This is a genomic window from Kribbella sp. C-35 (genome assembly GCF_046549195.1).
Taxonomy (GTDB): Bacteria; Actinomycetota; Actinomycetes; order Propionibacteriales; family Kribbellaceae; genus Kribbella.
The window spans coordinates 231,366-255,140 of sequence record NZ_JAJPWG010000004.1; the positions used below are offsets into that span (position 1 = coordinate 231,366).

The window sequence follows — 23,775 nt, forward strand, 5'->3', positions numbered from 1 at the left end:
AGGAAGGTTACCTAACGATTAATGGTAGGTAAAGGCCTCAATTTCGTTACATGCACGGTGTGCATCAACTCTGCGCAGAAGATGCATTGGACGGATCCGTGGCGGACTGGTTGGCTCGGTGGCATGGATATGCGCAGGTTGGGACGAGCAGGTATGGAGGTCAGCCCGGTCGGATTCGGGTGCTGGGCGATCGGGGGCCCGTTCAGCAACCCGGCCGGCGAACCGCTCGGCTGGGGTGTGGTCGACGACGAGGAATCGGTGCGGGCGATCCGCCGGGCGGTCGAGCTCGGCGTGACGTTCTTCGACACCGCGGACGTGTACGGCGCCGGCCACAGCGAACGCGTACTGGGTCAGGCGCTCGCCGGGATCCGCGACCAGGTGGTGATCGCCACCAAGTGGGGCAACACCTTCGACGAGTCGACCCGGGTCATGCACCACCAGGAGACGACGCCGGAGTACGTCCACAAGGCCGTACGGGCGTCACTCGAGCGGCTCGGGACCGACTACCTGGATCTCTATCAGCTGCACTTCGACACCACGGACGAGATCGCATTGCCGCTGCGTGAGGCCTGCGAAGAACTGGTCCGCGAGGGACTGATCCGCAGCTACGCGTGGAGCACCGACACGGTGCACAGCGCCGAACTCTTCGCGCAGGGCGAGCACTGCGCGGCGGTTCAGCACGAGGCGAGCGTGCTGCACGACGCGCCGGAGTTCTTCGCGCTGTGCGAGCGCGAGGACCTGGCGAGCATCAACCGAACCCCGCTCGGCATGGGCATCCTCGGCCGCCGGGACGCGACCAAGCCGGCGACCGGCGCGGACATCCGCACCCTGCCTCCGGCCTGGCTGCGGTACTTCGACGAGGGCGGCGTACCGGCACCGGAGTGGTGGGAGAAGGTGTCCGCGATCCGCGACGTACTGCAAAGCGACGGGCGGACGCTCGCGCAGGGCGCCCTCGCCTGGCTGTGGGCGCGAAGCCCGCGAACGCTCCCGATCCCCGGATTCCGGACGGTCACACAGGCCGAGGAAAACGCCCGCGCGATGGAGCTCGGACCCTTGACCGACGACCAGATGAAGCGGGTTGCGACGCTACTGGCCGCGTGAATCACGAGCCGGGCGGGGCCTCAGGCCTTGCCCGGCTCGTTGTTTATCGATATACCTTCTGCCGTGAACAGGCGGCGAGCGACATCAGGCGACGGGTTTCGTCGTGCCGCGGCGGATCAGGTGCGCGGGGACGACGAGTTCCTTCGGGTCGCCGCCTGGGCTGCCGAGCTGGGCGGTCAGCAAGGCGGTGATCGCGTCGGCCATTTCCTCGTGCCCCGGGTTGACCGTCGACAGGGACGGCACCAGGTACGCCGCCTCGTCGATGTCGTCGAAACCGACCACCTGGACGTCGTCCGGTACCCGGAGTCCGGCGTCGGCGAGCGCGCGCAACGCGCCCATGGCCAGTACGTCGGTCAGCGCGAACACGGCGTCGAAATCGAGCCCGCGCTCGCGCAGGGACCGGATCCCGTCGTACCCGTCCTGCAGACCGAACGAGCAGCGCACGTTCAGCTGCGGGTCGACCGGTACGCCGGCCTCGGAGTGCGCGAGCGCGTAGCCCTCCGCCCGGAGCGCGGGCATGGTCGCGGAGCCGGTCGGGTCGCCGCCGATCATCGCGATCCGGTGTGCACCGGTGGCCAGCAGATGCGCGGTGGCCTGGCGGGCGCCGTCGACGTTGTCCATCATCACGTGGTCGAATCGCGACGGGCGCGCCCGCTCCCCGATGATCACCACCGGCGCGTCGGTGCGGAGCTGGCTCAACTCGGCCGGGTCGGTGTCGACCACGCTGAGGATCAACCCGTCGTACATCCGCAGCCGCGAGAACGCGACCGCGTCCATCTCGCCCTCGTGGCTGGCGCCGGTGCGTTCGGTGACGATCCGCAGGCCGTGCGCCTCGAACCGGTCGGCGAGGCGGCCGGCCAGCTGGGCGAAGTACGGGCGCTCGAGCTCGGGTACGGCGAGACCGACCACGCCGGTGCGGCCCGCGCGCAGATGCCGGGCGGCCAGATTCACCTGGTACCCGAGCTCACCGATCGCCGCCAGCACCCGGTCACGGGTCTCCGCACCGACCCGCGGCCGGCCGTTGATCACGTTCGACACCGTCATCGTCGACACCCCGGCGAACCGGGCGACGTCGGCCATCGTCACGACATTCGATGGCTTCCCCATGCGGACCACTGTAAGGAACGAGGAGGGCTCCATGCCTGAAGCACGCGTCGCGATCGATCTCGACGTACCCGGACCGACGATCAGCCGGCACCTGTACGGCCACTTCGCCGAGCACCTCGGGCGGTGCATCTACGGCGGGTTCTACGTCGGCGAGGACTCGCCGATCCCGAACGAGGGCGGGATCCGGCTGGACGTGGTCGAGGCGCTGCGGGCGCTGGACATCCCGAACCTGCGCTGGCCGGGCGGCTGTTTCGCGGACGAGTACCACTGGAAGGACGGCATCGGCCCGAAGGCGGACCGGCCGTCGATGGTGAACACGCACTGGGGCAACGTCGAGGAGAACAACCACTTCGGCACCCACGAGTTCATGGCGTTGTGCGAGCTGCTGGGCGCCGCGCCGTACGTGAACGGGAACGTGGGCAGCGGGACCGTGCGGGAGATGAGCGAGTGGGTCGAGTACCTGACCCGCGACGGCGACAGCCCGATGGTGCGGCAGCGCAAGGCCAACGGGCGCGAGGAGCCGTGGAAGATCCCGTTCTGGGGTATCGGCAACGAGGCCTGGGGCTGCGGCGGGAACCTGCGGGCCGAGGCGTACGCCGACCTGGCGCGGCAGTACGCCACGTTCCTCAAGGACCACGGCGACAACAAGCTGTACCGGATCGCGGCCGGCGCCTCGGACGACGACCTGAACTGGACCGAGGCGTTGCTGAAGTCGATCAGCTGCCTGGGCTGCGGGCGCGACCCGAAGAACATCTACCAGGCGATCTCGTTCCACTACTACACGGTCGCGGGAACCTGGGAGCACAAGGGCAGCGCGACCGACTTCGACCTCGACGCCTACTACCGGACGATGTCGAAGGCGCAAGACATCGAGCGGGTCATCCGTGCGCACTCATCGCTGATGGACGCGTACGACCCCGAGCGCAAGATCGGCCTCGTGCTGGACGAGTGGGGCACGTGGTGGGACGTGGAGCCGGGCACGAATCCCGGGTTCCTGTACCAGCAGAACGCGATGCGGGACGCGCTCGTCGCGAGCCTGCACTTCGACGTGTTCCACCGCCACGCCGAGCGGCTCGTGATGGCGAACATCGCGCAGACCGTCAACGTCCTGCAGGCGATGCTGCTCACCGACGACGACGGCGGGCTGGTCCGTACGCCGACGTACCACGTCTTCGAGATGAACAAGGGGCATCAGGACGCGCAGGCGTTGCCGGTGCACGTGATCGAGGGAACGACCTACGATCTCGACGGCAAGGCGATGGACCTGCTGTCGGCGTCCGCCTCGGTGAAGGACGGGCGGGCGCTGGTGTCCGTCAGCAACCTCGATCCGTCCGCGGCGCTGGACGTCGTACTGGATCTTCGGGGTGCGCCGTCCTGGGAGTCGTCGGGAAGGTTGCTGACGGCATCGAAACCGCAGGCGTACAACACCGTGGCGGATCCGGACGCGGTGGCTCCGGTTCCGTTGACGCTGGAACCGGAGCCGCGCGGACTGCGGATGACGCTTCCGCCGCACTCCTTCGCGACGGTCAGTCTGGTTTTGTGACCGCGATCTGGAACTCGTGCACCCAGTTCGCGGGGTTCTCCATGTCGAACTGGAGCGTGACCTCCCGGGCGTAGCCCCGGCTGCGGTAGCCGTTGTCTTCGATCCAGCGGGCCAGCGTCTGCATGCTGCGGTCCGCCTCCATCATGTCGCCCTGGTGGACGATGGTGGCGGCGTTGAGCTCGGGGAGTTCGGTGATGTCGACGTCGGCCGCCGTACCTGTTTCGACGGGTACGGCGGCGTGGACGCGGACCGTCTCGTTCTCGGCGTCCTCGTAGTACGCGACCGGCGAACCGCACGGGTTCACACCGGCCGCGCCGAGGCGTTCGAAGAGCTGACCGAACAAGGGCTGCAGGACCGGGCCGATGTCCGCACCGTCGTAGCTCGGTGAGATCGCGGACAGTTCGGCGACCCGGGTCGGGGCAATGCGTTTCAGGACGACGTCGTCGGTAGGCATGTGACCTTCCCTCTCGATGAGTCGGAGCCTCGCCTCGACGCTCGTCAGCCGGTCCGCGCTGCGGGCCAGCTCGTCCTCGAGCTGGGCCTGCCGCAGTCGCAGCATGCCGCGCAGTTCCTCGGCGGACAGCTTGGCGTCGACGATCTCGCCGACCTGCTGCAGGCTGAACCCGAGGTCCTTGAGCGCGATGATCCGGTTCAGCCGGCTGAACTGGTCGGCCGAGTAGAACCGGTAGCCGGTCGCTGCGTCGACCACGGCCGGGCGAAGCAGCCCGAGCGCGTCGTAGTGCCGCAGCATCCGCGCCGACACCTGCCCGAACGCCGCGAAGTCTCCGATGGTGAACATGCAGCCACCTTCCGGCTTGACACAGTGTCAAGGTCAAGCCAGAACACTACTTTGAGCCCCCACCAACCATTTCGGGCCGCGTGAAACGGTTGGTGCGTGCCCAAGGTTGTCAGGAGGAGACGCGGGTGCGGCGGTCGCGGATCGCGGCCAGCGCGAGGGCGCTGACGCCCAGGGCGACCCCGCCGCCGGCGAAGCCGGTGACCAGGGTGCCGCGGCTGCTCAGCCGGGCGTCGCACTGCATCGGCGTGATGCCCTTGTCGGGCTGGAAGACCGAGCCGCAGGCGTCCCCGCCGGCGTGAACCGGCCGGACGGCGAGCACCACCCCGACGATCAGCAGGACTGCACCCACCGCGCCGAGGACCTTGCTCAGCACCGGCCGTCCTCTCGGGTTCGGGGGCATGCGTCAGTCAGGACCGACCACGATTGGCGGGTCAGATCCGACATACGCACCCTCAGCTCCCTGGCAACTCGGTAAGATTTGATCAAATCTAACGCAGCTAGCGGTCAGCCTAGAAGTTGGGCAGGGCCCACTGGTGGATTCTTCACTCAGTTCTAACGCTCCCCCTGCGCCGACCGGTTCAACCCGGTCAACGGCCCCGGGTCGCGCCGGTTCACCCGTTCTAACGCTGCCCGGGCCGGATCGGTTCAGCCGGTTCTGCCGCTGTTCGGCGCGGATCGGTCAGCTGTCGAGGGCGGCGACCAGGGAGCCGCTCGCGCGGCCGTGCGCGACGTCGGCGAGGGCGCGGTCGACCGCGTCGAACGGTACGACCGTCGTGTGCGCGGCGACCGGAAGCCGAGCGACCAGACGGAACAGCTCCTCGCCGTCGCGCCGGGTGTTGGAGGTGACGCTGCGGAGATCACGCTCGTGGAAGAGGTGTCGCTCGTAGTTCAGCACCGGTACGTCGGACAGGTAGATGCCGGCCACCGCCACAGTTCCACCGGACTTGAGCGCTTCGAGCGCGGCCGGCACCACCTCGCCGGCCGGGGCGAACACGATCGCCGAGTCCAGCGGCACCGGCGGCCGATCCCCGACGAACGCAGCACCCAACTCACGCGCGAGGGCTTGGTTCCGCTCGCCACGGGTCACCACGAACAACTCGGCACCCTGCGCCAGGGCGAGCTGCGCGGTGAGGTGGGCGCTCGACCCGAAGCCGTAGATACCGAGCCGGCCGCCGGGCGGCAGGTTCGCGCGGAGCAGGGAGCGATATCCGATGATCCCGGCACACAGCCACGGCGCGAGCTCCGCCGCAGGACGATCCGCCGGCAACGCGTAGGCGTAGTCCTCCGGCACCACGGCATACTCCGCGAAGCCGCCGTCGGCGTCCCATCCGGTGTACGTCGACCGCGGGCAGAGGTTCTCGGATCCTTGCCGGCAGAACTCGCACACGCCACAGGTGCCGCGCAGCCAGGCGATCCCGACACGGTCCCCGATCGCGAACCGCGCGGCCGCCGTACCGCGATCGACCACCTCCCCGACGGCCTGGTGGCCCGGGACGACGCCCGGGCGCTTCGGTTCCAGGTCGCCCTCGGTCAGATGCAGGTCGGTCCGGCAGATCCCGCAGGCCTCGACCTTGACGAGTACTTCGCCGGCGCCGGGTTCCGGGACGGTACGGCGTACGCGCTGCAGCGCACCGTCGTCGACGGGTCCCGGATGATCCACTGCCCACGCCTGCATCTGATCCATATCTCCATCATGCGACGCGTTGGAGAGCGCGTTCGCGACGCTCGGCGACCTTGGAGCCGGACTCTCGGCGCGCCATCCGCCGCAGTACGACGGGCGCGAGCAGCAGTCCGGCGACGGCCCAGACCCCGAGACCTGCTGCCGTCTCCAGATGGCGCCAGGACTCGCCGACCTCGACCACGACCGCTTCGCCGGGGAGGAGCGCGGACCGCATGCCGAGGCCCATCCAGTAGACCGGCGTGAGCTGGCCGATCCACTCGAGCCACCCGGGCAGCGCGGTGATCGGGTAGAAGATGCCGGAGACCGCGATCAGACCGAGCATCGGCAACTGGATCAGGCCTTGGGAACGCGCGGAGGTGAAGACCGAGCCGAGGATCGCGCCGATCGGCAACGTCGCGACCAGGCCGAGCAGCAGCACCCAGACCAGGGTGAACCAGTGGGCCGAACCGAGCGCGAGGCCTTTGACGAGGAACAGGCCTGGGATCAGGAGGATCGCGAGATCCACCAGCAGGCCGCCTGCGACCGACACGACCTTGCCGATGAGGTAGCCGACCATGCCGTTCGGGATGGCCTTTGCCCGCAGCAACGTTCCGTCCTCGCGGTCGGCGGTGAGCTGCTGACTCATGCTGACCATGCCCATCGCAGCGTTCATTCCGAGAATGCTCGGCAGGGCGAGCGCGCCGAGCAGGAAACCGGTGGAGCCGAAGTCGCGATGCCTGAGGAAGAAGAGCGCGGCCAGCATCAGCACCGGCCAGAGGAAGTGGCTGAACAGTTCAGGACCGTTGGTGAAGGACTGCCGCAACTCGATCAGTCCGCGCTGCCAACCCGTCCTCATACTTGCTCTCGCTTTCATGCTTGCTCCCGGACCAGCGTGAGGTAGGTGTCTTCGAGCGAGGCCCGGCGTACTTCGAGTTCGCTGACCGCGTCGCCGTACGTCGCGAAGAGTTCGCGGACGAACGCGGTCGAGTCGGCGGTCGACTTCCGGAAGGGTTGCCCGTCGACGGACCAGCGGACCTCGTCCTCCCCCGCGATCAGTTCGGTGAGCTGCGCGGTGGTGCCGGCGGCGATGATGCGGCCCGCGGCGAGCACGAGGATGCGATGCGCGAGTTTGCTCGCCTCGTCGAGGTCGTGGGTGGTGAGCAGGATCGTCGTACCCCGGTCTGCCGCGAGCCCGCGCACCAGCTCGTGGAACTCCGACCGCGCCTCGGGATCGAACCCGGTGGTGGGCTCGTCCAGGAACAGTACGTCGGGGCGGCCAACGATCCCGATCGCGACGTCGAGCCGCCGGCGCTGACCGCCGGAGAGGGTCTTGATCTTCTGCCCGGCGAAGGCGCTGAGGCCGACAGCGTCGAGCAGCTCGGCGGCCGGCCAGGCGCGTCGGTACGGCGTGTAGTACGAGCCGAGGTGGTGGAGGAGCTCGCCGACGCGCCAGTTGCCGTGGTCGCGCCACGACTGCAGCACGATGCCGATCCGCGACCGCCAGCGCTCGTCTCCCGCGGCCGGGTCGACGCCGAGCACCTCGACCCGGCCCGCCGACCGGAGCCGGAAGCCTTCGAGGATCTCGATCGTCGTACTCTTCCCGGCGCCGTTCGGACCTAGCAGTGCTAGCACTTCGCCCGGGCGCGCGTCGAACGTCACGTCATGCAGGACCTCGCGGTCGCCGTACCGCATCCGCAGGCCGTCCACTGTCAGAACCATGCCGCGGAAACTACGTTGCGTTCAGTGGATCGGCAATCGTCGATCTGGGTGGTTGGGTCGTGAAACCTCATAAAACATGGCATTCTGTGCAATGGGATTGCGAGAGAATGCAATTCGTTGCAATGAGCTGACGGTGAATGCGCGGAGGTTACCGATGCCTGGAGGCAGGCTGAGTCATCAGGACCGGCTGGACATCGCGGCCGGCCTGGCGGACGGGCTCGGGTACGCCGAGATTGCGCGGCAACTCGAGCGGCCGACGTCGACGATCAGCCGAGAGGTCGCCCGCAACGGCGGCCCGGCCGGGTACCGCGCCGACCACGCCCACTACGCCACCGCCTCCCGCGCCCGCCGCCGACACAGCGCGGTCGCGGACGCGCGTGGGGACGGGTGGGCGGATGGGTGGGCGGGCGCGCCGGGGGAGGCGCGGGATGCGCGGGCGGTTGGGGCGCGGCGGGCGTATGTGGAGCGGTTCGCGACGATGATGGTGGATGGCGGGTTGCCGCGGATGGCCTCGCGGGTGCTCGCGCTGCTCTACACGTCCGACTCGCGCACGCTGACGGCGGCAGATCTTGTCCGTGCGCTGAGGGTCAGCCCGGCGTCGATCTCGAAGGCGATCGGCTATCTCGAGCGGGTCGGGATGGTGTACCGCGAGCCCGACCCGGTACGCCGGCTGCAGCACCACGTGATCGCCGAGGACGTGTGGCTGAAAGCGTGGGAGGTGAGCGCACGCACCAACCACAACTGGGCGGAGACCGCGGCCGAGGGCGTCGAGCTCGTCGGGCGGGATACCCCGGCAGGCGAGCGGCTCGCACAGATGGCGGAGTTCTTCGAGCGGCTCAGCGAAGACATGTCCGGCGGCGCGGGCTTCCAGGACTGTCTAGCAGTGCTAGCAGTTCTGTGGGAAACAGATCGCGCCGCGGAGCTCGCCGCCCGGCTCGGTTGGCCGGTCGAACGCGTCACCGACGCCGTCGACTACGCGATCAAGGCTTCAGCGCAAGAGAGTACGGAGGAGGCGACGCGTCAGACCGCCCTCCGCGAGGCCTAACTCGACGAGGTCGTCGAACACCTGCTGATCGGCCGCAGCCGCGCGAATACCGCCGTCGAGGATCCGGTCCGACCGGCTCAACTGGGCCACCAGCGCGGTGTCGCGGAGATGCCTGGCAAGCAGACGAGTTGTGCGCCGACGGTACGGCGTACCGGCATCTGAGGTCCCCGCTCGAAGCGCGTCAGCGATCGCACGGCCGGCGAGCAGCCCGGTCGCGACCGCGTAATAGATGCCTTCACCGGTCATCGGATTGATCAGCCCGGCCGCGTCACCAGCGAGCAGAACCGGCCCGCGGCGCGGCCGCCACGACCAGCCGGCGAGCGGCAGATGATGCCCCCACCACGACTCCCCGCCTTCGGTTGCCCCCGGGAGCAGCGTCTCAAGATGGTTCAGCAGCTCTGTCCGCGTCGGACGCGTGCCGGCCAGCAGTTCGCCGTACCCGACGTTCGACCATCCGTCGCCACGGTCGAAGGACCACGCGTATGACGGTTGCCGACCGGGCCCGTACGCGATCACCTGACTCGCCGCGCGTGCGGCCGGAGTCGGCGCGTAGCCACGGATCGCCAGGGCGACCGGCCCGGGTTTCAGTCCGAGTTCCCGCCGTACGACGGAATGCGCACCGTCGGCGCCGACCAGGAAGCGCGCGTCCAGGTCCTCGTCCACCGTGATGGATCGGCTCTGGATCGCGAGGCCGCGAATCCGACGGCGGACGAACTGCGCGCCGGCCGCTCGCGCCGCCTCGACCAGGCGCTCGTCGAAGACCGTCCGCGGGACCACCCAGGTCGGCCGGGACATCTGCCGGTCCACGCCGACGTCGCCGCGGTTGAGCACGAACCGCCGTACCGGGGTCCAGTCGTCGAGGATCCCGGTGACGCCGACGCCGGCGAGCAGGTCGAGTACGTGCGGAGCGATCCCGTCACCACAGGCTTTGTCCCGCGGGAACTCGTGCCGGTCGAGCAGCAACACCGACAGGCTCGGGTCCGCTGCCAACGCACCGATCGCAGCCGACGCTCCCGCCGGCCCAGCTCCGACAACAATCACATCCCACACAGGACCTCCCCGGCCACAGTCTTACAGCTCCGGGTAGCGCCCGCGCGACCCACGGCCGGTCCCCGAGTGCACTGTGCGGCGGCGCCGCGTTCCCTAGCGTCGGGAGTGACTTCAGGAGGATCGATGAAACTGCTTCTGGTACTGGCGCTCGTGGGCGCGCCTGTTTCCACGCCGGCTGAGCATTCGCAGATCAAGTGGCATCACTGTCAGCTGAACGCAGCCGACGCCGAAGGGGCCGCGCTCGACGAGGCCGGTGCCGAGTGCGGTGAGCTGAAGGTGCCGCTCGACTACGGGCGGCCCGACGGCCCGCAGATCACGCTCGCGCTGTCGCGGTTGAAGGCGACCGGCGACCGGATCGGCACGATGGTGCTGAACGACGGCGGTCCGGGCGGTCCCGGTCTGAGCATGCCGTTGCGGCTGCGGGCGGCGATGAAGAACGCGGGGACGCGGTACGACTTGATCGGGCTGGATCCGCGGTTCGTGGGTCGCAGTACGCCGATCGACTGCAAGCTCCCGTTCGCGGGCTGGCCGTGGGCGGGCGGTGCCGATCGTTCGTCGTTCCAGCGGGTCGATCGGCAGGTGGCGGACATCGCGGCGCGCTGCGGCGCTAACGCGGGGACCTATCTGCAGTACGTGAACACGCGGAACACCGCGCGGGACATCGACCGGGTCCGGATCGCGTTGGGCGAGGAGAAGATCTCGTACCTGGGGTACTCGTACGGGACGTATCTCGGATCGGTCTACCTGCAGATGTTCCCGGGGCGGACGGATCGAGTGGTCCTCGACGGTCCGTTGGATCCCGATCTCTACAGCGCGCGACTGCTGCGGACGGTCGGGCCGGCGAACGAGGCCGCGCTGCGCGCTTGGACGTCGTGGGCGGCCGCGCGCGATGCGACGTACCACTTGGGGGCGACGCCCTCGCGGGTGATGGCGTCGGTGGACCGGATCCTGCGGGTGGCCTCGAAGGAGGGCTTGCGGGTCGGGACGTATCGGCTCGACGGAGGGTCGGTGCCGGTGGTGTTGTTCGGGCCACTCGCCGATGATCGGGACGCGGCGCGGGCGACGTACGCCGGGATTGTGCGGACACTGCTCGACGCGACGTACGGGCCGGTGGAGCCGGGGCCAGAGCTCGGAGCGTTTCTGGAGGGGTTGCTGACGCCGGCGTCGTCGCAGCCGGCGAGTGCGCAGATCGCGATCATCTGCGGCGACCGTGCGGTGCCGCGCGATCCGCAGGTGTATTGGCGGGACATCCAGGCGCATCGACGTACCGAACCGCACTTCGCGTCACTGACCCGGATGACCTCGCCGTGCGCGTACTGGCCCGTGCAACCGCAGGAGCCGCCGACACGGATCGCCAGCTCGGAGCAGGCCCTGATCGTGGCGGCGGACGGCGACCCGCGGACGATCTACTCGTATGCGACGGCACTCCAGAAGCACCTGCCCAACGCGCGGCTGCTGACACTGAAGGGCGCCCGCAAACACGGCATCTTCGGCGAGTACGGCAACACCTGCGTCGACAATACAGTCATCACCTACCTACTAGCTGGCCGACTGCCGCCCGACCAAACCTGCTAACGCGAACGGATATCCCATCGTCGTGTGCCTTCTCCCTTGGTATGCGAGGGGAGAAGGCACAACGCGAACGGATATCCCGTTGGGGTGCGATGCCGGCGGGGTTAGGTGCCGGGGCGGCGGCCGGGTTTGTTGGGGCGGCGGGTGCTCGTGCGGCGGGGGCGTGGGGTGTGGGGGGTGACGGGGCCCGAGGGGGTGACCGGGCGGGCCTCGTCGAGGTCGACGACCTTCGGGGGTGGTGGGACGAAGACCGGGATGGTCTCCTCCTCGTCGACGAGCGGCTGGGCAGGTGGCGGCGGCGCGGCGGGTGGGGCTGGTTTGGCGCGGGCGGCCGACTCCTTGCTGACCCGCGGCTGGGGGGCCGCCACCGCGAGCGCGGCGAGTGGGTCGCGTGCGGGGCGGCGGCGGTGTGGGAGGCGGGTGCTCAGCTCGATGCCGAGCGCATCGATCAGTTTGCGGCAGGCAACGATCGCGACGGCGACCGCGAGCACCGTGCAGCCGGCGAACAGCACCGACTGGCCGCCGGACGACCAGTTCGACGGGTCGGTGCGGACCATCGCGGCGATCATCGCGACCGCGATCGCGTTGGTGATGCCGAGGGCAACGGCCAGACCGACCGTCCGGAGCAGTACGCCCCGCTCGAGCCCGACGTCATCAGCCGCCGCGACCAGCCCGGCGATCAAGCCGGCGAGCACGGGCACTGTATATACAAGCGCGAGCGTGAGTCCCGGGCTCGCGACGAGATAGAAGATGTCGAACACCAGCGCTGTGCCGGTCAGCGCGGCGGCGAAGCACACCACCATCGGCGGATACGCGCGCAGTACCGCGACCGCGTCCGCGGGCACGGTCTTGAACATCCGCAAGGCCAACAGCAACGACTCATCCCCTCGTCCTCCCCCCATTGTGCCGCCCCGCCACCACCCTGAGTGAGATGCCCCGGCCAGCGAGTCGCGGATCCCCAGGCCATCACAATCGAGCCACCACCGACGCACCCCCGCTCAGAGCTGCGTCGAGGGACCAATTGTGATGGGCCTGGGATCGCTCACTAGGGTCGAGGCGTGGATGACGAGGTGCGGGCTGCGGTCGAAGCGGAGTTGCGGTTGTTGCTTCCGGAGGTACGGGGGTCGGCAGAGGTCGACGTACTGCTCGATCCGGAGTTCGTCGAGGTCGGCGCTTCGGGACGGCTCTGGGACCGGGCGGCGATCGTTGCCGCGTTGGCGTCCGGGGAGATCACCGACGCGGACCCGATCGAGGCGACCGAGGTCGCCGGCGTCCGGCTGGCCGACGACCTCGTACACGTCACCTATGTGTCCCGGCGTACAGGCGGTACGTCGGTCCGCCGCAGTTCGATCTGGCGGCGGACCGACGGCGCCTGGCGTCTCTACTACCACCAGGGCACTCCGGCAGCGGACTAAGCCGCCGTCTGCTCCGGGGCCAGTTTTTCGCGGAGATCGATGAGGATCCGCCGCAGCACCCGGGAGACCTGCATCTGGCTGACGCCGATGTCGTCGCCGATCTCGGACTGGGTCCAGCCCTCGACGAAGCGCAGTTGCAGGATGCGGCGGTCCCGGTCGCCGAGGTCGGCGAGCACCGGCTCCAGCATCTCGACCGTCTCCAGCTGATCGATGCTCGCATCGTCGTCATCGGCAACGACATCCGCGAGCGTGAGCTCCGCGTCGGCCTCGGCGGGCCGATCCAGCGAGAGCACGTTGAAGCAGCCGCGCGCCGCGAGCGCCTGCTCGACCTCGGTCACCTCGACCTCGAGATACGCGGCCAGTTCGGCCGGCGTCGGTTCGCGGTTCAGCTGCTGCTCCAGTTCCGGCAGCTTCGTCGCGATCGTGCCCTGCATCTCCTGGAGCCGGCGCGGGATCCGGACCGTCCAGGCGCAGTCGCGGAAGTACCGCTTCACCTCGCCGCGGATGGTCGGGATCGCGAACCCGATGAACGGGGTGTCCGCCTCCAGCCGGTAGTGATGGGCCGCCTTCACCAGCCCCAGGTAGGCGACTTGCTCCAGGTCGTCGGCCTCGGCGCCCCGGCCGCGGAAGCGGCGCGCGATGCCCTTGGCCATTTCGAGGTTGAGTTCGACGACCTGTTCGAGAAGTTCCTGCCGCTCGTCTGCGGCGCTGCTACCGGCCCGGCGTTCCATCAGTTTCCGGGTGGCTGCTTCACGGGCGGCCCGATCGGTCGGGGCGCCGCTGCGGGTGGAATCCCGCTCGATGATGCTCGTAACCATTGGTATGACCTCGCGACTGTCTAGTCACGGCGTGGCACTTCGCTGAACCACGGTCATGCCTGCATGAGAAGTCGTACCCACCTCCCCGCAACTCATGCACTGAGCCGAAAACGGTCACCGATCGCGACCGAAATCGATGAGCCAACGCTCGTTTGACCCCGCAAAGATCACAGGACGTAAGGGAGCGGACACACGAGCCAAAAGTGTGTACGATGCAGATGCAAGGCCAAATGCACGTGCATATGCCAAGGACGTACGGAAGGTGCAGCTGATGACTGCGATCTACAACGGCATGCCCGGCGACTCGAACAGCGAGCTGATCTGGCGCAAGAGCCAGCGCAGCGGCCCGAACGGCAACTGCGTCGAGGTAGCGAAGCTGCCGGACGGCGGTGTGGCGGTACGCAACTCGCGCTTCACCGAGGGACCGGCGCTGGTGTTCACAAAGGCAGAGATCGAGGCGTTCCTCGGCGGCGTTCAGGACGGCGAGTTCGGCTACCTGATCTGAGCAAGAACCAGCACTACAGGGCAACTCAGAAGCAAGGGCCCCTTCGCCAGGCGAGTGACGAAGGGGCCCTTTCTTGTGCCCTGAAGACCTCGGTACGACGACCCGGCGGAGCACCTCGAACGATCGCCGGCCGAGGTGCCATGGCGCAGATGTTCGGCGTACGCAAAACGCCAGGACCGACCCTCCGGAGAGAGTCGGTCCTGGCGTTGCCCGAGGGGCGGGTACGGACTACTGGACGGTGAGCGGCCAGAGCTGCTCGCTCGGCAGCTCGGAAGCCTTCCCGGTCGCCGCATTGTCAACGGTGATTCGCAATCCGGTGAACTTCGGCGTCATCACCCGCTGGTACCGCGACGCGCGGTCGGGCTCGGCGACGTACTCGGCGATCAGGTGGTCGCCCAGCCAGATCCGCACCATCTTCCGTCCTCCTGTTGCTCTGTCGGTGGTCATGGGGCCAGGCTCACGATCGGGTCGCCGTCGAGTTGGCGGACGCCGCGCAACCAGCCCTCGAAGGCCCAGCGCTGTTGCTCGGGGCAACGCGCGACCAGGTCCTGGATCTCCCGCTCCGTCAGCTCCTCGGGCGCGCGGCCGCCCGCCATCGCGGCGGTCTGCTCCACAACCTCACTGTCGTCGTCGTTCATCGACTCGGGTTCCCCAACCAGTCATGCCAACGGGGGGGCCGTCGGCGCTCTGTAGGACCGGCCTGCCGGATCACGCGATGTCACTTTTCGCGAGATCCAGCTCACCTTCTGTGCATGAATCAATCATGGCGTCGGCACGCGACGAATGCAAGCGCCCGATGCACGTGCATCCGCACGTTTTCCATTTCGAGACCAGATCGGGCTACTTTCCGCCTGATTGAGCCTGGATCGACCGCCGGCGAACGGTGTTCGCTCCCGCCGGGCAGGCTAGTATGTGCTGACAAATCCGCTCGACCCCGCATCAACTAGGCTTACGCTCCGTGATCGCCGGTGCGGATTCGACGCTCTTTTGTAAGAACTCCGGCAGATCTGCGCTCGGGCATGCGATGATGTGCACCTGCGGATGAGGTTGCCGATGAAGACCGCTGGGGCCGCTGGGAGGTGGGTGTGACCGAGTCGGGCGCGCAGAGCGGGCCGACCGCGCTGCGCATCATTCTCGGCGGGCACCTTCGCCGGATGCGGGTGGCAGCAGGGATCAGCAGATCCGACGCGGGGTGGGAGATCCGGTCGTCGGAGTCCAAGGTCAGCCGGATGGAACTCGGCCGCGTCGGCCTGAAGGAGCGCGACGTCCGTGACCTTCTTACTCTGTACGGCGTCGACGACGCGGAAGAGCGCGAACGCCTCCTCGCCCTGACCCGCGAGGCGAACAACCCGGGATGGTGGCACCGGTACGGCGACGTACTCCCGAGCTGGTTCCACTCTTATCTGGACCTCGAGGCCGCGGCGCAGCTGATCCGCGTCTACGAACTGCAGTTCGTGCCCGGTCTGCTGCAGACTCCCGACTACACTCGAGGCCGCGGCGCAGCTGATCCGCGTCTACGAACTGCAGTTCGTGCCCGGTCTGCTGCAGACTCCCGACTACATCCGCGCGGTGATCCAACTGGGCCGCGGGCTGATCCCGGCCGAAGAGGTCGAGCGCCGAGTCGCGCTGCGCACGAGCCGGCAGAGCGTCCTGACCCGTCCGGAGCCGGTCCGCATCTGGGCCGTCGTCGACGAGGCGGTGCTCCGCCGGCCGATCGGTGGCGTGAAGGCGATGATCTATCAGCTCGAGCACCTGATCGACACGTCGCAGCTCCCGAACGTCACGCTGCAGGTGATGCCGTTCAACGTCGGCGGCCACGCAGCCACCGGCGGCGCCTACAGCATCCTCCGTTTCCCGGAGCAGGACCTCCCGGACATGGTCTACATCGAGCACCTCAGCAGCGCCCTCTACCTGGACAAACTCGAGGACCTCGACCAGTACACGGCGACCATGGAAGCCCTCTGCGTCGCAGCCCCACCCCCGAACAAAACCCGCGACATCCTCGCCACCATCAAAAAGGACTTCGAGCGCTGACAACAGCCGGCAGCACCTGTTAGCTGTTGTCCGTTAGCCAGGTGATGAGGGGGTGGGTGGCTCGCCAGTCTGTTCGGATCTGGGTGAGCAGGTCCGCGGTGTGGATGACGGGTTCGAAGCCGTAGTTTTTGCTGACTGTCAGGGACTTGTGGCGGAGTAGGTCTATGCGGGGGTGGTCGGGGTCGTAGCCTCGGGGGCTGGTTTTGAGTTTGTCGCCGCCGACGGTCCAGCCGGCCTTCGTCAGTTTGGCGAGGAGCTTTTGCAGTTGTTTGCCGCGACGGTCGTCGTCGATGGCGGTGCGGACGCGGGCGAGTCGCTCAGACGACGCCTCGTAGAAGCCGGCGGCGACGCGTACGCCGGGTGCGGAGACCTGCACGTACCACCCGGTGGCGGGGGCGACGTCGATGAAGGCGCCCTGGTGGGTCTTGTACGGCGTCTTGTCCTTGGCGAAGCGCACGTCGCGGTACGGGCGGAACAGTTTCGCCGTACCGAACTCCTCCTCGAGCTCCGCGAGCAGCGCGGCCATCGGCGCCCGGACCGACTCCTCGTAGACGTGCTTGTGCTCCGTCCAGAAGGTCTTGGTGTTGTCCATTTCGAGATCGTCGTAGAAGTCCAGCGCCGCAGCCGGAAAACCGGTAAAACTCATGCGGTAACGATAGTTCGCCCGGCAGATCGGACAGACACCCCATGCGCGCGATCCAGGTCACCCGGTTCGGCGGCCCCGAGGTCCTCGTACCGACCGAGCTCGACCCGCCGACCGCCGGCCCCGGCCAAATCCGAGTCGAAGTCAGCGCGGCCGGCGTGAACTTCGCCGACACCCATCGCACCGACGGCTCGTACCGCGGCGGCGTCACGCTCCCGTTCGTGCCCGGTGTCGAGATCGTCGGTCGTACCGAGACCGGCCGCCGCATCCTCTCCCCCATCCTCGAGACCGGCGGAGGGTACGCCGAGTACGCCGTGGCGCCGGCGGACCGCGCGGTCGACGTACCGGAGGAAGTCAGCGACGGGCAGGCGCTCGCACTGCTCATCCAAGGACTGACGGCCTGGCATGTCTTGAGGAACAGTGCGCGCCTGAGCGCGGGCGAGTCCGTGCTGGTGAACGCGGCGGCCGGCGGCGTCGGATCGATCGCGGTGCAGCTCGCCAAACAGTTCGGGGCCGGCCTGGTCATCGCGACGGCCTCGACCGCGGCGAAGCGGGAGCTGGCGCTGGAGCTCGGCGCGGATGTTGCTGTGGACAACAACCCGGACGGCTACGCGGACCGCATCCGGGGGGTGACCGACGGCGTGGACGTCGTACTGGATTCAACGGGCGGCGCGACCATGCTGGCTGGGCTGGAGACACTCAGCGGATTCGGCCGCCTGGTCAACTTCGGCAACGCCGGTCGCGAGGGACGGCCCAGCATCGACCCGAGTGCGCTTGCCCAACGCAACCTTTCGGTGGCCGGTTTCTGGCTGGTCCCCGCGATGGACCTGCCGGGCGGGTACGTCGAGCCGTTGACTGAGCTATTGGCCCTCACCGCCACGGGAAAACTACGCCCGCTCGTCGGCGGCGAGTATCCGCTGGAGGACGCCCGCCGTTCACACGAGGATCTGCTCGCCCGCCGGACCACCGGCAAGCTGATACTCAAGCCGTGAATGACGTGAGAGCCGTAAAGAACGCACGGATGTCCGCCGCCAGCACCTCAGGCTGTTCGAGCGCGGCGAAGTGACCGCCGTGCGGATGGCTCGTCCAGCGGACGATGTTGTCGGTGTGGGCGACCTTGTGCCGTAGTGGGATGAAGTTCTCGTGCGCGAGGTCGAGGAGCGCGGTCGGTGTCCGCGACGGCTCAGCCGGCTGGCCCCAGTACGACGCGTGCGCGCGCTCGTAGTAGATCGCGCCGGACGACCCCGCGGTCCTCGTCAGCCAGTAGAGCATGACGTTCGTGAGCAGCACACCACGGTCGATCACAGACGCCGGATCGGACCAGGTCGCGAACTTCTCCGCGATCCACGCCAGCTGTCCCACTGCGGAGTCGGTCAACGCGTAGGCCAGCGTCTGCGGGCGGGTCGACTGCAGGTCGGCGTACCCCTGCTGCTCCGACGCGAACGCCTGCTGCCGGTGCCACGACGCCCAGGTCCGCTCCCGCTCGGCCGCGTCGAGGGGCGCGAGTTCATCGAAGGTCGGTTCGGAGGTCGCGCCCGCGCCGGGGATGAGGTTGAGATGTACGCCGATCACGCGCTCCGGATCGATCCGCCCGACCTCGCGGGAGATCGCCGAACCCCAGTCGCCGCCCTGTACGCCGTACCGCTCGTACCCGAGCCGCGTGATCAGCTCGGTCCACGCCCGAGCGACGCGCTTGAACTCCCACCCGGGCTCGCTGGTCGGGCCGGACAGAGTGAAGCCCGGGATGGTCGGGAGGATCAGGTGGAAGTCACTCAGCAACTCGGCGACGAAGGTGAACTCGACGATCGAGCCCGGCCAGCCGTGCGTGAGCACGAGCGGGATCGCATCCGGCGACGGCGAGCGGAGGTGGGCGAAGTGGACGACCGCCCCGTCGATGACCGTTCTGTACTGCGGCCATGCGTTCAGCCGTGCCTCGGCGGCCCGCCAGTCGTAACCGTCCCGCCAATAGCCGACCAGGTCCCGCAGATAGTCCAGCGGTACGCCGCGAGACCAGCCGGCACCCGGTAGCTCCGAGGGCCAACGCGCCAGGTCCAGCCGCCGACGCAGGTCATCCAGCTCGCTCTCCGGCACGTCCAGCCGGAACGGTTCGATCGTCACCGCCGCACTCTGACACAGAACAAGCCGGTCAGGCGGTGACTTTCTCCTGGGTGCGGGCGCGGATGACCTTGACCGCGACGGCGGCGATCAGGCAGAGCACGCCGGCGCTCATCACGACCGTGGTCAGGGTGCTGGCGCCGTTCAGGGCGTTGTCGCAGGCCATCGGTGTGATCCCGGCGGCCGGCTGGAACGCGGAACCGCAGTCGGTCCCACTCGCCGAGACCGACCGGAACCCGAGCAGCGCGCCGCCGGCCAGCAGCACCAGCCCGGCCGCGCCGAGAATCTTGTTCAGCGAGATCACGGTCAGACCGAATCCGCCGATGGTGGGCATGCCGATCGCACGCCCCGTGAGCCCCGTAGCACCTCGATCACTCCTGACTTCGTCGGACCACCCAGTCATCGACGGTACGGTCCGGCCCGCGATGATCCCCACCCGAGCAGCCGGTCAGCATCGATTCTTCACAGAGACCTTACTCAGAACATGACCGGCTGTGACGGTGATCTCAGATCAAACGGAAGTGACTCTCAACCGAGACGCTCCTCCAGATACACGGTGATCTCGTCGCCCGGCTGCTTGCCGAGCAGGGTCCGCAGCTCGCCCTTGACGGGCAGTTTGTGGGTCCCGTCACCGAGCGCCATGAACGAACTCTCGAACGGGTGGCCGTCCATCGTGCCGCGCACCTTGACCAGTCCGCGCGTCCCGAAGTACGCCGCCGAATCCGGCATCTGCACGTAGGTCCAGCCGCCCTTGGCGTCGCTCTTCTGCAGCGGCGCGGTGAATGTCTTGTCCAGCTTGCTCATCGTGAGCTCCTCTCTACACCCCTAGGTAGAGACTGCGAACGGCGTTTCGACATCTCCCGCCAACCTATTCTGGGAAATGTGCAGATGACGATCCGCCGGGCCGGGCGGGACGACGTACCGGCGGTGCTGGCGCTCCTCGACGGGGCGACCGAGTGGTTGGTCGCGCGTGGGCGGACCGACCAGTGGGGTACGGCGGCCCACTCGACGAGCCCGCGGCGGGTCGAGCAGATCACCGGCTTCGCCGAGGACGGCGGACTGTGGGTGGGCGAGGCGGACGGCCGAGTGGTCGGGGCGCTCGCGGTCGGCGCCGCCCTCGACTACGTGCCGCCGGCAACCGAGCCGGAGCTGTACGTGCGACTGCTCGTGACCGACCGCCTGTCCGCGGGGCAGAACCTCGGCGGCGTGCTGCTCGACCATGCCCGCAGCCTTGCCCGCGAGGACGGCGTACGGCTGCTGCGGGTGGACTGCTTCGCGGGCGGTGGCGGCGCACTCGTCCGGTACTACGAGAAGCAGGGGTTCACGCGCGACGCCGAGTTCGCCGTACCGCGGGTCAATGATGTGGACTGGCTGGGTCAGGTGCTCGTCCAGCACCTGTGATCGCGCGGTGGACCACGCCGTGCGAGTCGCTGCAGTGCTCCGACGCCTGACTTTCGGTGGCGTGATCAACCTGGAGCGTCGAGTGCGTCAGGTGGTGGCGCTCGGCAAGCACCTCCTCGATCCGGACCCGGATCTGGTGACAGTCGAGCCCCTCCGCGACCAGGATGTGCGCGGACGCGGCCGGCTCGCCCGAGGTGATCTCCCAGACATGCAGGTCGTGCACCTCGACCACACCTTCGACCGCGCACAGCTCGGCGCCCAGCGCCTGCGGGTCGATCGCGATCGGCGCGGCCTCGAGGAAGATCCGCCCCGAGTCCCGGACCAGGGAGACGCCGGCCTTCAGCATCAGTACGGCGACCACGAAGGCCGCGATCGCGTCCGCGCGGGCGAACCCGGTCAGCAGGACGACGAGACCGGCGATCGCGGTCGCGATGAACGCGAACAGGTCGTTCAGGATGTGCTGGAACGCGCCCTCGACGTTGAGGCTGGAGCGGTTCGCCTTGCTGATCAGCCAGGTGGCGAACAGGTTCACCACGATGCCGACGACGCCTGTGATCAGCACCAGCGCGCCCTTGACCTCGGGCGGATGGATCAGCCGGCTGACGGCCTCGTACACGAAGTACACCGCGAGCAGCAGCAGCGTGATGCCGTTGGCCTGCGCGGAGAGGATCTCGACGCGTTTGAAGCCGTACGTGAACCCACCGGCCGGCGGCTTGGCGGCGAGCCGGATCGCTAGCAGTGCTAGCGCGATGGCGATCGCGTCGGTGAGCATGTGCGCCGCGTCGGTGACCAGGGCCAGCGAACCAGCCGCGAACCCGACGATCACCTCGGCGATCATGAAGCCGACGATCAGCGCGAGAGCACCGCTGAGCAGTTTGCGGTCGGCGTTCACGCTCACACCGTGACCGTGACCGTGCCCGTGTCCGGCGGTCGCCGCGCCGTGATCGTGACCGGCGCTCATGCCTCCGACCTCTCCGGGTGGATCGCATCAGTGTGCTCGGTATGCGCGACCGCGAGATCGAGCAGCATCCGCACGTGCGCGTCGTCGAGCCGGTAGAACGCGTTCCGCCCGTCCCGCCGTACGGCGACCACGCGGTGAGCACGCAGCAACCTGAGCGCATGGGACGTCGCGGACTCGCTCAAGCCGGTGATCGCGGCGAGATCGCAGACGCACAGCTCCCCGTCGAGGAGCGCGACGAGCAGCTTCAGCCGTCGGGGATCGCCGAGCAGACCGAACACGTCGGCCGTGTCGGCGATGTCCTCCTCGCCCGGCATCCTGGCATTGACGCTCGCCACCCGCTCCGGGTCGACCAGCCGCACATTGCACTCGTCGAGCTGCACATCTGCAGAACTCTTCATATATCGAGACTAGGGCAGCAGTCTGACCTGCCGCAAGCTACAACGTGTCGGCGAGCCACCGCAGGTGACGCATCCGCTGCAGCTGCGCGCCGCCCTCGTGTCCGTTGAACGGCCAGACGTCGATCTCTGCCGGACCGCGGTAGTGGTTGTACGCCGCGAAGACCGTCGACGGCGGGCAGACCGCGTCCATCAACGCGACCGAGTACCGAGCCGGGGCCGTCGCCCGGGCCGCGAAGTTCACACCGTCGAAGTAGTCGAGCACACCGAACACCTCCTCGGGCTCCACCCGCCGACGGGCGAGGTAGTCGGCGATCTCGCCGTACCCGGTCTTCTCGATCATCTCGGTCGCTCGCCGGAAGTGCGTCAGGAACGGTACGTCGATCAACGCGGCCGCGACGTCCGTCCGCAACCCGGCGACCGCCTGCGTAATGCCTCCGCCCTGGCTGCCGCCGGCGACCACGATCCGGTCCGGGTCGGCGATCGGGTGGCTCCGCGCCGCGTCCACCGCCCGGACCGCGTCGGTGAACACCCGCCGGTAGTAATAGCTGTCCCGATCGACCAGTCCACGCGTGAGGAAGCCGGGGACCTGTGGATTCGCGCCCGGATCGGGATCGGCCGTCTCGGTCCCCTGCCCGCGCGTGTCCATGACGAGCACGGCGTACCCGGCGGCGGGGTACACGAGCCAGTCGATCGGCCAGTTCCGCCCGCCTTGATACCCGAGGAACTGCACGACGGTCGGCAACGGCCCGGCCGGGTCGCGCGGCGCCAGGAACCATCCCGCGATCCGGTGCCCGCCGAATCCGGTGAACCGCACGTCCCAGACGTCGACCGTCGACAGCCCGGAGTCATACGGGACGAAGGAAGGGTCGAGTGGATCCGTAGCGGCCTTGGCCAGCGTCTCCTGCCAGAAGCGATCGAAGTCGGCCGGCTCGTGCCGCTCCGGACGGTACTCGCGGAGGTCGGGCAACGGCTTGTCGAACAAGGGCATGGTGAGTCCTCTCCTTACCCGGCGGCGCGGGTGAGATCAGCGGGAAGCGGCCGGACGTCCAACGAGGCCTGATGCTCGGCGGTGAACCCGAGCAACTCCTCGACCTTCGACAGATCCATCGGTACGGCGCGACCCGGCAGCGCCCGCCGCACCGGAACCGACGGGTGATACCGCGCCAGCAGGTCCTCGGTCGCGTACGGCGCCAGCGTCTCCGGGGCCGCGACCAGTACGGCGTGGAACCCGGACGCCGGGGCGACGAGCGCCAGCCGGAGTGCCCGCGCGGCGTCGCGAAGGTCGACGTACGCCCACATCTCGGCGGATCCGATCAGCGGGTCGGCCGTGGTTGCCGCCAGCCGATCGCGCCGGCGTTTCTCGTTGGCGACGAACGGCAACCGCAAGGCGATCACCGTCAGGTCGTAGCGTCGCGCCATCATCTGGGCGGTCGTTTCGTCGACCTGCTTGGACAACCCGTACGGATCCTCGATCTGCGGCGGCAGCCCCTCGTCGATCGGCACGTAGGCGGGATGTAGCGGCTGGGCCGCCCAGGGCAACCCGGTGATCGAGTAGCTGCTGCTCATCGCGACCCGGCTGATCCCCCGCTGTCCGGCCGCCTCGAGGACGACGAAGGTCGCACGGGTGTTGTTGCCGAAGACCTCGAGCGGCGTACCCAGGACGGGCGCCGGCACAGCGGCCAGATGGATCACGGCGTCCACATCGGCCAGTGCCTCGTCGACCGCCTCCGGATCGCCAGCGTCCCCGACGACGATCCGGTCCGCCGCCAACCCGTCCGGCTCAACCCGCTCCAGCGCGGTCACGGCGATGCCCTGGGCAACCAAGTCGTCCACCACGGCACGTCCGATCATGCCGCCCGCCCCCGTGACGAGAACCCGATTCACTCGCA

At 68.5% G+C, this 23,775-nt stretch carries 28 protein-coding genes and 1 pseudogene; 10 read left to right on the forward strand and 19 right to left on the reverse strand.

Annotation, left to right across the window (positions count from 1 at the left end; genetic code table 11):
• Positions 1–153: 153 nt before the first annotated feature.
• Positions 154–1,101 (forward strand): aldo/keto reductase, encoded by a 948-nt coding sequence (locus tag ACLJOO_RS26960; RefSeq protein ID WP_410790189.1) that lies wholly within the window; start codon positions 154–156, stop codon positions 1,099–1,101.
• An 84-nt stretch (positions 1,102–1,185) separates the two neighbouring features.
• Here ACLJOO_RS26960 and ACLJOO_RS26965 read toward each other — a convergent pair whose 3' ends face one another.
• A complete protein-coding gene (locus ACLJOO_RS26965) occupies positions 1,186–2,208 on the reverse strand; it encodes a LacI family DNA-binding transcriptional regulator (RefSeq protein WP_410790190.1) in 1,023 nt (340 codons plus the stop codon).
• A gap of 31 nt (positions 2,209–2,239) precedes the next feature.
• On the opposite strand from ACLJOO_RS26965, the gene ACLJOO_RS26970 reads away from it, so the two are divergent.
• Positions 2,240–3,751, forward strand: a complete 1,512-nt coding sequence (locus ACLJOO_RS26970; protein WP_410790191.1) for an alpha-N-arabinofuranosidase — start codon at positions 2,240–2,242, stop codon at positions 3,749–3,751.
• On the opposite strand, the gene ACLJOO_RS26975 is transcribed toward ACLJOO_RS26970, so the two are convergent.
• From ACLJOO_RS26975 to ACLJOO_RS26995, 5 genes are all read right to left on the reverse strand, one after another.
• The gene (locus tag ACLJOO_RS26975) at positions 3,735–4,550 is read right to left on the reverse strand and encodes a MerR family transcriptional regulator (RefSeq protein ID WP_410790192.1); all 816 of its coding nucleotides are present in this window, start codon (positions 4,548–4,550) and stop codon (positions 3,735–3,737) included. The two genes, ACLJOO_RS26970 and ACLJOO_RS26975, sit on opposite strands and share 17 nt — an antisense overlap.
• A gap of 109 nt (positions 4,551–4,659) precedes the next feature.
• A complete protein-coding gene (locus ACLJOO_RS26980) occupies positions 4,660–4,923 on the reverse strand; it encodes a hypothetical protein (protein WP_410790193.1) in 264 nt (87 codons plus the stop codon).
• A 306-nt stretch (positions 4,924–5,229) separates the two neighbouring features.
• Positions 5,230–6,234: a zinc-dependent alcohol dehydrogenase family protein gene (locus tag ACLJOO_RS26985; RefSeq protein WP_410790194.1), complete on the reverse strand. Its 1,005-nt coding sequence runs from the start codon at positions 6,232–6,234 to the stop codon at positions 5,230–5,232.
• Positions 6,235–6,241: 7 nt separating this feature from the next.
• The gene (locus ACLJOO_RS26990) at positions 6,242–7,066 is read right to left on the reverse strand and encodes an ABC transporter permease (protein ID WP_410790195.1); all 825 of its coding nucleotides are present in this window, start codon (positions 7,064–7,066) and stop codon (positions 6,242–6,244) included.
• Between the two features lie 14 nt (positions 7,067–7,080).
• Positions 7,081–7,929, reverse strand: coding sequence for an ABC transporter ATP-binding protein (locus tag ACLJOO_RS26995; protein WP_410790196.1), 849 nt, complete (start codon positions 7,927–7,929; stop codon positions 7,081–7,083).
• A gap of 154 nt (positions 7,930–8,083) precedes the next feature.
• Here ACLJOO_RS26995 and ACLJOO_RS27000 point away from each other — a divergent pair, with 154 nt between their 5' ends.
• Entirely contained in the window at positions 8,084–8,974 is an 891-nt protein-coding gene (locus ACLJOO_RS27000; RefSeq protein WP_410790197.1) for a MarR family transcriptional regulator, read from the forward strand.
• On the opposite strand, the gene ACLJOO_RS27005 is transcribed toward ACLJOO_RS27000, so the two are convergent.
• Complete coding sequence (locus tag ACLJOO_RS27005) at positions 8,918–10,024, reverse strand: NAD(P)/FAD-dependent oxidoreductase (protein WP_410790198.1); 1,107 nt, start codon at positions 10,022–10,024, stop codon at positions 8,918–8,920. The two genes, ACLJOO_RS27000 and ACLJOO_RS27005, sit on opposite strands and share 57 nt — an antisense overlap.
• A 123-nt stretch (positions 10,025–10,147) precedes the next feature.
• Here ACLJOO_RS27005 and ACLJOO_RS27010 point away from each other — a divergent pair, with 123 nt between their 5' ends.
• A complete protein-coding gene (locus ACLJOO_RS27010) occupies positions 10,148–11,599 on the forward strand; it encodes an alpha/beta hydrolase (RefSeq protein ID WP_410790199.1) in 1,452 nt (483 codons plus the stop codon).
• Between the two features lie 101 nt (positions 11,600–11,700).
• Here the strand turns inward: ACLJOO_RS27010 and ACLJOO_RS27015 are convergent, their stop codons facing one another.
• Positions 11,701–12,471, reverse strand: a complete 771-nt coding sequence (locus ACLJOO_RS27015; RefSeq protein ID WP_410790200.1) for a hypothetical protein — start codon at positions 12,469–12,471, stop codon at positions 11,701–11,703.
• 183 nt (positions 12,472–12,654) lie between these two features.
• Between ACLJOO_RS27015 and ACLJOO_RS27020 the strand changes: the two genes are divergently transcribed.
• Complete coding sequence (locus tag ACLJOO_RS27020; RefSeq protein ID WP_410790201.1) at positions 12,655–13,011, forward strand: DUF4440 domain-containing protein; 357 nt, start codon at positions 12,655–12,657, stop codon at positions 13,009–13,011.
• On the opposite strand, the gene ACLJOO_RS27025 is transcribed toward ACLJOO_RS27020, so the two are convergent.
• Complete coding sequence (locus ACLJOO_RS27025) at positions 13,008–13,829, reverse strand: SigB/SigF/SigG family RNA polymerase sigma factor (RefSeq protein ID WP_410790202.1); 822 nt, start codon at positions 13,827–13,829, stop codon at positions 13,008–13,010. The genes ACLJOO_RS27020 and ACLJOO_RS27025 overlap by 4 nt on opposite strands.
• Positions 13,830–14,100: 271 nt before the next feature.
• Here ACLJOO_RS27025 and ACLJOO_RS27030 point away from each other — a divergent pair, with 271 nt between their 5' ends.
• On the forward strand, positions 14,101–14,334 hold the full coding sequence (locus tag ACLJOO_RS27030; RefSeq protein WP_131459723.1) for a DUF397 domain-containing protein: 234 nt from the start codon (positions 14,101–14,103) through the stop codon (positions 14,332–14,334).
• A 228-nt stretch (positions 14,335–14,562) separates the two neighbouring features.
• On the opposite strand, the gene ACLJOO_RS27035 is transcribed toward ACLJOO_RS27030, so the two are convergent.
• Positions 14,563–14,781 (reverse strand): hypothetical protein, encoded by a 219-nt coding sequence (locus ACLJOO_RS27035; protein ID WP_238151293.1) that lies wholly within the window; start codon positions 14,779–14,781, stop codon positions 14,563–14,565.
• Positions 14,778–14,972, reverse strand: coding sequence for a hypothetical protein (locus ACLJOO_RS27040; RefSeq protein ID WP_130381785.1), 195 nt, complete (start codon positions 14,970–14,972; stop codon positions 14,778–14,780). The genes ACLJOO_RS27035 and ACLJOO_RS27040 overlap by 4 nt, the downstream gene beginning before the upstream one ends.
• 516 nt (positions 14,973–15,488) lie before the next feature.
• Between ACLJOO_RS27040 and ACLJOO_RS27045 the strand changes: the two are divergent.
• Positions 15,489–15,836 (forward strand): annotated as a pseudogene (locus ACLJOO_RS27045) (Scr1 family TA system antitoxin-like transcriptional regulator); the annotation flags it as partial.
• A gap of 28 nt (positions 15,837–15,864) precedes the next feature.
• Positions 15,865–16,368, forward strand: coding sequence for a DUF5753 domain-containing protein (locus ACLJOO_RS27050; protein WP_410790203.1), 504 nt, complete (start codon positions 15,865–15,867; stop codon positions 16,366–16,368).
• Between the two features lie 19 nt (positions 16,369–16,387).
• On the opposite strand, the gene ACLJOO_RS27055 is transcribed toward ACLJOO_RS27050, so the two are convergent.
• Entirely contained in the window at positions 16,388–17,014 is a 627-nt protein-coding gene (locus ACLJOO_RS27055; RefSeq protein WP_410790204.1) for a DUF2461 domain-containing protein, read from the reverse strand.
• Positions 17,015–17,055: 41 nt separating this feature from the next.
• On the opposite strand from ACLJOO_RS27055, the gene ACLJOO_RS27060 reads away from it, so the two are divergent.
• Positions 17,056–18,003: a quinone oxidoreductase family protein gene (locus tag ACLJOO_RS27060; RefSeq protein WP_410790205.1), complete on the forward strand. Its 948-nt coding sequence runs from the start codon at positions 17,056–17,058 to the stop codon at positions 18,001–18,003.
• Here the strand turns inward: ACLJOO_RS27060 and ACLJOO_RS27065 are convergent.
• The 3 genes from ACLJOO_RS27065 to ACLJOO_RS27075 form a co-directional block, all read right to left on the reverse strand.
• A complete protein-coding gene (locus ACLJOO_RS27065; protein WP_410790206.1) occupies positions 17,993–19,129 on the reverse strand; it encodes an epoxide hydrolase family protein in 1,137 nt (378 codons plus the stop codon). The two genes, ACLJOO_RS27060 and ACLJOO_RS27065, sit on opposite strands and share 11 nt — an antisense overlap.
• 28 nt (positions 19,130–19,157) lie before the next feature.
• Positions 19,158–19,460, reverse strand: coding sequence for a hypothetical protein (locus ACLJOO_RS27070; RefSeq protein WP_410790207.1), 303 nt, complete (start codon positions 19,458–19,460; stop codon positions 19,158–19,160).
• Positions 19,461–19,654: 194 nt separating this feature from the next.
• Positions 19,655–19,930: a DUF1905 domain-containing protein gene (locus ACLJOO_RS27075; protein ID WP_410790208.1), complete on the reverse strand. Its 276-nt coding sequence runs from the start codon at positions 19,928–19,930 to the stop codon at positions 19,655–19,657.
• A gap of 84 nt (positions 19,931–20,014) precedes the next feature.
• Between ACLJOO_RS27075 and ACLJOO_RS27080 the strand changes: the two genes are divergently transcribed.
• Positions 20,015–20,527 carry a GNAT family N-acetyltransferase gene (locus ACLJOO_RS27080; RefSeq protein ID WP_410790927.1) on the forward strand — a complete coding sequence of 171 codons (513 nt, stop codon included), beginning with the start codon at positions 20,015–20,017 and terminating at the stop codon, positions 20,525–20,527.
• On the opposite strand, the gene ACLJOO_RS27085 is transcribed toward ACLJOO_RS27080, so the two are convergent.
• The 4 genes from ACLJOO_RS27085 to ACLJOO_RS27100 are packed head-to-tail and all read right to left on the reverse strand — an operon-like array spanning position 20,481 to position 23,770.
• Positions 20,481–21,488 carry a cation diffusion facilitator family transporter gene (locus ACLJOO_RS27085; RefSeq protein ID WP_410790209.1) on the reverse strand — a complete coding sequence of 336 codons (1,008 nt, stop codon included), beginning with the start codon at positions 21,486–21,488 and terminating at the stop codon, positions 20,481–20,483. The two genes, ACLJOO_RS27080 and ACLJOO_RS27085, sit on opposite strands and share 47 nt — an antisense overlap.
• Entirely contained in the window at positions 21,485–21,886 is a 402-nt protein-coding gene (locus tag ACLJOO_RS27090; protein ID WP_410790210.1) for an ArsR/SmtB family transcription factor, read from the reverse strand. Before ACLJOO_RS27090 ends, ACLJOO_RS27085 begins: the two co-directional genes overlap by 4 nt.
• 37 nt (positions 21,887–21,923) lie before the next feature.
• The gene (locus ACLJOO_RS27095) at positions 21,924–22,874 is read right to left on the reverse strand and encodes an acetylxylan esterase (protein ID WP_410790211.1); all 951 of its coding nucleotides are present in this window, start codon (positions 22,872–22,874) and stop codon (positions 21,924–21,926) included.
• Positions 22,875–22,888: 14 nt separating this feature from the next.
• Positions 22,889–23,770, reverse strand: coding sequence for an NAD-dependent epimerase/dehydratase family protein (locus ACLJOO_RS27100; RefSeq protein WP_410790212.1), 882 nt, complete (start codon positions 23,768–23,770; stop codon positions 22,889–22,891).
• Positions 23,771–23,775 lie beyond the last annotated feature (5 nt).

What these genes read in the sequence shown, in the direction of transcription:
- ACLJOO_RS27060 (WP_410790205.1), top strand. Translation starts at nt 17,056, where the DNA reads ATGCGCGCGATCCAGGTCACCCGGTTCGGCGGCCCCGAGGTCCTCGTA.
- ACLJOO_RS26995 (WP_410790196.1), bottom strand. Translation starts at nt 7,929, where the DNA reads ATGGTTCTGACAGTGGACGGCCTGCGGATGCGGTACGGCGACCGCGAG.
- ACLJOO_RS27055 (WP_410790204.1), bottom strand. Translation starts at nt 17,014, where the DNA reads ATGAGTTTTACCGGTTTTCCGGCTGCGGCGCTGGACTTCTACGACGAT.
- ACLJOO_RS27000 (WP_410790197.1), top strand. Translation starts at nt 8,084, where the DNA reads ATGCCTGGAGGCAGGCTGAGTCATCAGGACCGGCTGGACATCGCGGCC.
- ACLJOO_RS26990 (WP_410790195.1), bottom strand. Translation starts at nt 7,066, where the DNA reads ATGAGGACGGGTTGGCAGCGCGGACTGATCGAGTTGCGGCAGTCCTTC.
- ACLJOO_RS27080 (WP_410790927.1), top strand. Translation starts at nt 20,015, where the DNA reads ATGACGATCCGCCGGGCCGGGCGGGACGACGTACCGGCGGTGCTGGCG.
- ACLJOO_RS27095 (WP_410790211.1), bottom strand. Translation starts at nt 22,874, where the DNA reads ATGCCCTTGTTCGACAAGCCGTTGCCCGACCTCCGCGAGTACCGTCCG.
- ACLJOO_RS27085 (WP_410790209.1), bottom strand. Translation starts at nt 21,488, where the DNA reads ATGAGCGCCGGTCACGATCACGGCGCGGCGACCGCCGGACACGGGCAC.
- ACLJOO_RS27070 (WP_410790207.1), bottom strand. Translation starts at nt 19,460, where the DNA reads ATGCCCACCATCGGCGGATTCGGTCTGACCGTGATCTCGCTGAACAAG.
- ACLJOO_RS27075 (WP_410790208.1), bottom strand. Translation starts at nt 19,930, where the DNA reads ATGAGCAAGCTGGACAAGACATTCACCGCGCCGCTGCAGAAGAGCGAC.
- ACLJOO_RS27035 (WP_238151293.1), bottom strand. Translation starts at nt 14,781, where the DNA reads ATGACCACCGACAGAGCAACAGGAGGACGGAAGATGGTGCGGATCTGG.
- ACLJOO_RS27040 (WP_130381785.1), bottom strand. Translation starts at nt 14,972, where the DNA reads ATGAACGACGACGACAGTGAGGTTGTGGAGCAGACCGCCGCGATGGCG.
- ACLJOO_RS27090 (WP_410790210.1), bottom strand. Translation starts at nt 21,886, where the DNA reads ATGAAGAGTTCTGCAGATGTGCAGCTCGACGAGTGCAATGTGCGGCTG.
- ACLJOO_RS26985 (WP_410790194.1), bottom strand. Translation starts at nt 6,234, where the DNA reads ATGGATCAGATGCAGGCGTGGGCAGTGGATCATCCGGGACCCGTCGAC.
- ACLJOO_RS27025 (WP_410790202.1), bottom strand. Translation starts at nt 13,829, where the DNA reads ATGGTTACGAGCATCATCGAGCGGGATTCCACCCGCAGCGGCGCCCCG.
- ACLJOO_RS26970 (WP_410790191.1), top strand. Translation starts at nt 2,240, where the DNA reads ATGCCTGAAGCACGCGTCGCGATCGATCTCGACGTACCCGGACCGACG.
- ACLJOO_RS27030 (WP_131459723.1), top strand. Translation starts at nt 14,101, where the DNA reads ATGACTGCGATCTACAACGGCATGCCCGGCGACTCGAACAGCGAGCTG.
- ACLJOO_RS26965 (WP_410790190.1), bottom strand. Translation starts at nt 2,208, where the DNA reads ATGGGGAAGCCATCGAATGTCGTGACGATGGCCGACGTCGCCCGGTTC.
- ACLJOO_RS26960 (WP_410790189.1), top strand. Translation starts at nt 154, where the DNA reads ATGGAGGTCAGCCCGGTCGGATTCGGGTGCTGGGCGATCGGGGGCCCG.
- ACLJOO_RS26975 (WP_410790192.1), bottom strand. Translation starts at nt 4,550, where the DNA reads ATGTTCACCATCGGAGACTTCGCGGCGTTCGGGCAGGTGTCGGCGCGG.
- ACLJOO_RS27010 (WP_410790199.1), top strand. Translation starts at nt 10,148, where the DNA reads ATGAAACTGCTTCTGGTACTGGCGCTCGTGGGCGCGCCTGTTTCCACG.